The following is a 7,645-nucleotide window of genomic DNA, read 5'->3' as shown; positions in this document are numbered from 1 at the left end:
CGACGGGCCATCCATGGCCCGGCGCGGCTAAACCGGCGTCCTGCCGGTTTACCCGCTCCGCAATACCTGCGTTCGGCCTCGGGCTTATTGGGGCAGTCAGATCAAGATCAAAAGCAAGAGCACGGCGGCCTGAAAGCCGACCTGAGTGTTAAAAGCCAGATCAAAAGCCAGAGCGAAGGCAGAGCTGCTCTTCTGTAGGAGCTGGCTTGTCGGCGATGCAGACACCTCGGTGCATCAGGTACACCCAGTTGATGCCATCGCAGCGATGCGGCGACCCGACAAGCCAGCTCCCACATTTGAACCGTGCCCGCTTTAGCTTTTGATTTTGATCTTAGGCACACCGAGCCTAGGCGAGGTGCCGAGTGGTGGGGCAGGAGCGTTTTGCTTGCTTTTGACTGGGCCGGCATTCCGGCTGTTCAAAAGTGACCCGCTGTAAGAGCGGAATCCTAGGTGGTCGTTACCTAAATAACGGATATGTACCGCGACCCACCCCCCGCAACTCCCTGGTGAAATAACGGCTCGGTACCTCACCCAACACACGCTTGAACACCGTGGCAAACGCACTCGGGCTGCTATACCCCAGATCCAGCGCCACCCTGGTCACCGGTTCCCCATTGCCCAGCCGCACAATCGCCGCCAGCAAACAGGCTTGCTGGCGCCATTGCAGGTAACTGATCCCCGTGGCCTGGCGGAACTGGCGGGTAAAAGTCCGGCGGCTCATACCCGCGCCGAGGGCCATGGCATCAATGCCGATTTCCAACGAAGGCCCGGCCAGGAACTCTTCGCAGGCCTTCGCCAATCGAGGCTCGGCCGGCAACGGCGCACACAGCGGCAGCACCGGCATCCGGGCGATCTCGTGCAGCAGCAAGCCCATCAAATAGCTGTCGCGGCCACCCATCGCGTAACGCGCAGGTACCTCGACGGCCTTCTCCAGCAACTGCCCAAGCAGCGGCGACACATCCAGCACCTGGCACTGTTGCGGCAACTCCAGCCGCCGCGCCGCCTGCGGGCGAATGTAGGTGTTGAGCATCGTCACAGGCCCGCGCATCAGCATGGCGTGGGACACATGCGGCGGCACCCAGATCGCGCGGCGGGGCGGCACCACCCAGTTACCGGTGGCGCTGTAGACGGTAATGACACCCTGGCTGGCATAGGCCAACTGGCCTCGCGGGTGCGCGTGGGCGGGGAACAGCTCGCCGTCGGCATAGTCGATGGCGGTCACGACCACGTCGCGCGGGGTGTTTTCGTAGGGATGAATATAGGGCATGGCCTGATTCTAGCCTTTGTTGACCCACAATCGCAGGCGGGCCATCGCGGTTTACGAAAAAATCTGTCGGATGCACGGCCTCCTGTCGTGCCACCGAGTCAATGGACCCGTCACGATGAAGCAAAAACACCTGTTACTGGCCGTCCTGGTGACGGCTGTGTGGGGACTCAATTTCCCCATTACCAAACTCGGCCTAGCCGAGATCAACCCGCTGTTGCTGACGGCCCTGCGGTTCACCCTGGCGGCGTTGCCCTGGGTGTTTCTGGTGCGCCGGCCCCAGGTCGCGGTGAAGTGGCTGGCGGCCTATGGCTTGATATTCGGGGTGGCGATGTGGGCCTTGATCAACCTCGGGATCGCCATGGGCGTACCCCCTGGCAGTGCCTCGCTGCTGATCCAGTTCAGCGCATTCTTCACCCTGGGCTGGGGCGTGCTGCTGTTTCGGGAAAGCCTTTCCCTGGCGCAATTGATCAGTGTGCTGCTGGCGGCCATGGGGTTGGCAGGCATGCTGCTGGGCGTGGTGGGGACGGCCACGCTGCTGGGGTTTGCCCTGGTGCTGTTCAGTGCCCTGGCCTGGAGCATCGGCAATATCATCATCAAGGTTTCCCGGGTGCGGGAGATCTTTGGGTTCGTGGTCTGGGCCAGCCTGTTTGCGCCGTTGCCGCTGGTGCTGTTGACGTGGCTGCTGGATGGCTCGCAAGCCTTTATCGCTTTGCCTGCTCAACTGAACGGCGTGGCGTTGTTCTCGCTGGCGTTTCAGGTGTATGGCGCGACGCACTTTTGTTACTGGGGCTGGAACTTGCTGTTGCGCGAGTACCCGGTTTCCCGGGTGGCGCCCCTGTCACTGCTGATCCCGGTGTTCGGCATCGTCAGCTCAATGCTGATCCTGGGTGAGCGCCCCGGGGTTTCGCAGTGGCAGGCCATGGGCTTGATCCTCTTGGCCCTGATCGTCGGCCTGAAGAAGGGGCGCCCGTTGTGGGTCAGGCAGGACGGTCACGCTTGAGCAGGCCATACAGCGCGCTGTCCGAGATCTCGTCGCCGACCACCCAGCGCTCGCGCAGCAAGCCTTCGCGGACGAAACCCAGGCGCTCAAGCAGCTTCGCGGAGCCCAGGTTGCGTGGGTCAATGTCGGCTTCAAGGCGGCGCAGCCCGGCGGTGTTGAACCCATGGTCGATCACGGCGCGGGCGGCTTCGCTCATGTAGCCCTTGCCCCAATGCTGGCGGCCCAGGGTAAAGCCGATTTCAGCGCGGCGGCATTGCTCGTCGACATTGAACAGGTCGCAACTGCCGATCACCTCGCCGGTGGCCAGCAACTCCACCATGCACACCAGGTCTTCACCGGCAATCGATGCCTCCATCAATTGGCCGAAGCGTTCAACGGCTTGCTCGGCGCGGGTCATGGTGGGAAAGGAAAAGTAGCGCATGGCCTCGGGGTCGGACCAAATGGCAAACAGCGCGCGCCAGTCATCCTGATGGGGAGGGCGCAGGCCCAGGCGTTCGGTGGTGAGAAGTACGGGGGCGAAAAAGGGCAGGGTCATCATGTGCTCGTCCGTGAAGATCACGGGCGCAATCCTGCCGGGATTACCGGCGTTATACAAGCATCAGGAACAGGCCGTATCGTCCAGCGCCTGGGCCGGCAGCGCGCCGGTGGTCTTGATGGTTTTGGTGACGATATAGGTGAAGTAGCGCTCGATGGCCAGGTCTTCCATCAGCAGTTGATCGATGAAACGCTGGTACTGGTCGATGTCGGCTGCGCGGATCATTGCGATGTAGTCCACGCCGCCGCCGGTGGCGTAGCAGAACTCCACGTCGGGGGCGTCGCTCATGCGTTGTTCGAAGCGGCGCATGTCCTGGGCGGTGTGCCGGGCGAGGGTGATTTCCACCAGCAGTTGCTGACTCTTGAACACCTGATTCCAGTCGATCACCGCGCGGTAGCCCTTGACCAGGCCGGCGCTTTCCAGCTTGCGCACGCGCTCCCAGGCGGGCGTTACCGAAAGGTTGATGGCCTCGGCCAGGCTCGATTTGGTGATGCGCCCGTCCTCGGAGAGGATACGCAGGATTTTCAGGTCGTAGCGGTCAAGCTTGTGCATCGGCAACGAACTCCAAAGGCGCACGGACCCTGTAGGAGCGAGCTTGCTCGCGATGAGCCTGAGGACGACGCGTTAATTCAGGATTAGCACGTTATCGTTCACGACCATCGCGAGCAAGCTTGCTCCTAAGGGAAAGTCATCAGCCCAACACTTCCCCGGCCACCTGGTCGATCGCGCCTTTGGTGATGTCGACGATCAGGTCTGCCTCCGCCCTGGTCAAAATCAGCGGCGGCGCAAAGCCGAGGATGTCGCCGTGTGGCATGGCCCGGGCGATCATCCCGCGTTCCAGGCAGGCCGCCGAGACTTTGGGGCCGACCTTGAGCGCAGGATCAAACGGCGTGCGTTGCTCACGGTCGGCCATGAATTCCACGGCGGCGAGCAGGCCGTCGCCGCGTACTTCGCCCACCAGCGGGTGACCTTCGAGGGTTTCCCGCAGGCGACGGTTCAGGTACCCACCGACTTCGTCGGCGTTCGCCGTGAGGTTCTCCCGTTCCAGGATATCCAGGTTTGCCAGCGCCGCCGCGGCGCAGATCGGGTGCCCGGAGTAGGTCCAGCCGTGGCCCATGGCGCCTTCGTGGGTCGAGGCCTTTTCAATCACGTCCCACACCTTCTCACCGATGATCACCGCTGACAGCGGGGCATAGGCGCTGGTCAGGCCCTTGGCCGTGGTGATCAGGTCCGGGCGCATGCCGTAGCGCTGGCTGCCCATTTTCGAGCCCAGCCGGCCGAACGCGCAGACCACTTCGTCAGCGATCAACAACACATCGTACTTGTTCAGTACCGCCTGGATCGCCGCCCAGTAACCGGCCGGGGGCACCACGATGCCACCGGTGCCCATTACCGGTTCGCCAATGAACGCCGCGACCGTGTCCGGGCCTTCGGCGAGGATCATTTTTTCCAGCTCATCGGCGCAGTGACGCACGAACGCAGCCTCGTCCATGCCCGCCGGTGCCTTGCGGTACCAGTGCGGGCAAATGGTGTGCTGGATGCCTTTTTCCGGCAGGTCGAAATGCTGATGGAAGGCGGCGAGGCCCGTGAGGCTGCCGGTCATGATGCCTGAGCCGTGATAGCCGCGATCGCGGGAGATGATCTTCTTCTTCTGCGGACGGCCCAGTACGTTGTTGTAGTAACGCACCAGCTTGATCTGGGTTTCGTTGGCGTCTGAGCCGGACAGGCCGTAGTAGACCTTTTTCATGCCTTCGGGCGCCCAGTCCATGATGCGGCTCGACAGCTCGATGATTGCCTCGGTCGAGTGACCGACATAGGTGTGGTAGTAGGCCAGCTCCTTGGCTTGCTTGTAGATGGCGTCGGCAACTTCGGTGCGGCCATAGCCGATGTTCACACAGTACAGGCCGGCAAACGCATCGATGAATTCGCGGCCTTCGTGGTCGCGAATGCGGATGCCCGAGGCGCTCTTGATGATGCGGCCCTTGAGTGCGCCGCTGGCGTGATCATGGGCGTGGGTGGACGGGTGCATGAAGTGCGCGCGGTCTTGTTCGAACAGGCTGTTGAATGCTTGGCTCATGGTTGCTCTCCTTGGAATTGGCCTTGGTGATGCAGGCAAAAGTATTTGGTTTCGACAAAGGCTTCGAAGCCCTCGGCGGCGCCTTCACGGCCCAGGCCCGAGGCTTTCATGCCGCCGAAGGGAATCGGGTGACCGGTGAATTTCACCCCGTTGACCGCGATCATGGCGTGGTCGAGGCGGCGGATCAGCGGGTAGATCAGGTCCAGGCGGTTGGAACAAATGTAGGCGGCCAGGCCGTACTCGGTGTCGTTGGCCATTTCGATGGCCTGGTCAATCGAGTCGAACGGCAGCACCCCGGCAATCGGCGCGAAGTTTTCTTCGCGGTAGATGCGCATTTGTGGGGTCACGTCGGCGAGTACCGTTGGCTGGTAAAACAGCCCGCCCAGGGCGTGGCCTTCGCAGCCCACCAGGCGTTGCGCGCCCAGTTCCAGGGCGTCGGCCACGCGTTCGGCGGTGACGTCGAAGGCGGCCTGGTGCATCAACGGGCCGATGTCGACGCTTTGCTCTTGCCCGTCGACCAATGCCGGGCCGACCCGCAACTCACGCACGGCGGCAGCGAAGCGGCTGAGGAATTCGGAGTAGATCGAACGGTCGACCATGATCCGGTTGGCCGCGCAGCAGTCCTGGCCGGAGGTCTGGAACTTGGCCTCGACCGCGACTCTCACTGCCAGCTCAAGGTTGGCGTCGGCGCAGACAATAAATGGCGCATTGCCGCCCAGTTCCAGCGAGACCTTCTTCACGTCCTGGGCCGCCGCCTGCAGTACCAGCTTGCCGACCCGGGTCGAGCCGGTGAAGCTTACCGAGCGCACGCGGGTGTCCTGCACCAGGGTTTGCATGGCCATCTGTGGCTCGCCCAGCACCACGTTGAACACGCCCGGCGGGAAGCCGGCTTCTTCGGCCAGTTGCGCGAGGGCCAACGCCGAGTAGGGCGTTTCATGGGCCGGCTTGACCACCACCGTGCACCCGGCGGCGAGGGCGGCGGCGGCCTTGCGGGTGATCATGGCCGAGGGGAAGTTCCATGGGGTCAGCAGGGCGCAGACGCCTACGGGTTCCTTGACTGTGCCCAGGTGCGCACCGGGGATATGGCTGGGGATATTCTGGCCGTACAGGCGGCGGGCTTCTTCGGCGAACCACGGGATGAAGCTTGCGGCATAGGCGATTTCGCCGCGGGCTTCGGCCAGCGGTTTGCCTTGTTCCTGGCTGAGGATGCGGGCGAGGTCCTCCTGGTGTTCGAGGATCAGTGCCGCCCAGCGCCGCAGGATCGTGGCGCGGGCATCGAGGTTCTGTTCACGCCAGGCGGAAAACGCGCGGTGGGCGGCGTCGATTGCGGCGACAATTTGCGGTTTTTCCAGCATCGGCACGTGGCCGATCAACTGTTGGTTCGCCGGGTCATGTACGGCGATGGTGCTGGCACTGGCGCTGTGGACCCAATGGCCGTCGACGTAGCACAGGGCTTTGAACAGCAGCGGGTGTTTGTAGGTCATCGGGGGCACTCCGGATGGGCTGAGTGGGTGCAATGCTAGGGCAGGGGCAGGCGCGGGATTGGTGGTTTGGTGGGGGTGGGGCAGTGGGTTTTTTCTGATTGCGCCCGCCAAAACAGTTATTTTTGCGGCGGGTGAAAATCGACTGTGGGAGCTGGCTTGCCTGCGATGGCGACGGTGAATTCAACATCGCTATCGCAGGCAAGCCAGCTCCCACATTGAATCGGTGCTACTTGGCGGTTTTTGCGGTGGCCACCCAGCCGTCAAACGTCGCTTTGTTTTCCTTCATCCAGTCCTCCGCCAGCTTGCGAATGTTGCGTTCGCTGGAGCCGTCGGCGCTGATGGTTTTTTCCCAATAACTCCAGGTTGCCTGGGAAAACGTCATCTGCTCCACCAACTTCTTGATCGCCGGATTCGCCGCGATGAATTGCTTGTTGCCAATCGCATACCAGTTCCACGCCGCCATCGCCATGCGGCATGGATCAGCCCCGCCGGCGCACCCGGCAACCCCGGGCGTCAGTGCCGAAGTGGTGCTCGGCACATTGCCCGGCAACGCATCAAACGGCGTCGGCAGCCACACCACGTCCTTGCCCGGCACCATGGTGTTGGTCATCCACGACGGTGCCCACGCATAGAAAAACACCGGCTCGCCACGTTTCAGCCGGGCGACGTTTTCGAACATCAGTGCTTCGTATTTGCCGCGTACCGGGTTAACCGTGTCCTTGAGACCGAACTTGTCGAGCTGGTAATCCACCACATCGCCACAGCCCCAGCCCGGATCACAACTGATCAGGTTGGCCTTGCCGTCCTTGCCGAACAGCCCGGCGATTTTCGGGTCCTTCATTTGTTCCAGGCTGGTGATGCCGTACGCGTCGGCGGTTTTCTTGTCGATCATGTAGCCGTTATAGCCCGCGCCCGTAATGAAGCCCGAGCCCACCACTTCGGTACGGTCCTTCACCTTGTCAAAGCTCGGTTGCAGCATCGGCAAGGTCACGTCCATCGACAGGTCCAGGTCGCCCTGGGCCGCGGCGGGGAAGAACAGGGTGGTGTTGACGGTGCTCAACTTGCTCGCGTAGCCCAGGCGCTTGGTGGCCTCGATCGCGATTTTGGTCAGTACGTAGTTGCCGCCGGTGCTTTCCGATTGCACGAAGCGGATGGTCTTGCCGGTGCCCGGCAAATCCTCGGCCCACACCTGCGTACTTGCCAGGTACAACACTGCTGCAAATCCAAGCAAGGCTTTGAATGGATGCATCATGATTTCCTCTTTTTTTCTCGTTATGGTTAG

At 62.3% G+C, this 7,645-nt stretch carries 7 protein-coding genes and 1 pseudogene; 2 read left to right on the top strand and 6 right to left on the bottom strand.

The window, feature by feature from the left end:
* Positions 1-198 (top strand): annotated as a pseudogene (locus HX805_RS32210) (hypothetical protein); the annotation flags it as partial.
* Positions 199-457: 259 nt separating this feature from the next.
* On the opposite strand, the gene HX805_RS08125 reads toward HX805_RS32210, so the two are convergent.
* A complete protein-coding gene (locus HX805_RS08125) occupies positions 458-1,267 on the bottom strand; it encodes a helix-turn-helix transcriptional regulator (RefSeq protein ID WP_177116742.1) in 810 nt (269 codons plus the stop codon).
* 115 nt (positions 1,268-1,382) lie between these two features.
* Between HX805_RS08125 and HX805_RS08120 the strand changes: the two genes are divergently transcribed.
* Positions 1,383-2,267: an EamA family transporter gene (locus HX805_RS08120; RefSeq protein ID WP_177020140.1), complete on the top strand. Its 885-nt coding sequence runs from the start codon at positions 1,383-1,385 to the stop codon at positions 2,265-2,267.
* Here HX805_RS08120 and HX805_RS08115 read toward each other — a convergent pair.
* From HX805_RS08115 to proX, 5 genes are all read right to left on the bottom strand, one after another.
* Positions 2,245-2,826: a GNAT family N-acetyltransferase gene (locus HX805_RS08115; protein WP_003219466.1), complete on the bottom strand. Its 582-nt coding sequence runs from the start codon at positions 2,824-2,826 to the stop codon at positions 2,245-2,247. The two genes, HX805_RS08120 and HX805_RS08115, sit on opposite strands and share 23 nt — an antisense overlap.
* Positions 2,827-2,865: 39 nt before the next feature.
* Positions 2,866-3,354, bottom strand: a complete 489-nt coding sequence (locus tag HX805_RS08110; RefSeq protein ID WP_003219468.1) for an Lrp/AsnC family transcriptional regulator — start codon at positions 3,352-3,354, stop codon at positions 2,866-2,868.
* Positions 3,355-3,493: 139 nt separating this feature from the next.
* Positions 3,494-4,879 (bottom strand): aspartate aminotransferase family protein, encoded by a 1,386-nt coding sequence (locus HX805_RS08105; protein ID WP_177068410.1) that lies wholly within the window; start codon positions 4,877-4,879, stop codon positions 3,494-3,496.
* Entirely contained in the window at positions 4,876-6,363 is a 1,488-nt protein-coding gene (locus HX805_RS08100; RefSeq protein WP_087693083.1) for an NAD-dependent succinate-semialdehyde dehydrogenase, read from the bottom strand. The genes HX805_RS08105 and HX805_RS08100 overlap by 4 nt, the downstream gene beginning before the upstream one ends.
* A 226-nt stretch (positions 6,364-6,589) precedes the next feature.
* Positions 6,590-7,615, bottom strand: coding sequence for a glycine betaine/L-proline ABC transporter substrate-binding protein ProX (gene proX / locus HX805_RS08095; RefSeq protein ID WP_023842851.1), 1,026 nt, complete (start codon positions 7,613-7,615; stop codon positions 6,590-6,592).
* Positions 7,616-7,645 lie beyond the last annotated feature (30 nt).

The sequence above is a fragment of the Pseudomonas sp. G5001 genome (assembly GCF_013385475.1).
In the GTDB taxonomy this organism is placed as follows: Bacteria; Pseudomonadota; Gammaproteobacteria; order Pseudomonadales; family Pseudomonadaceae; genus Aquipseudomonas.
This window is presented reverse-complemented; position numbering and strand designations above follow the sequence as displayed.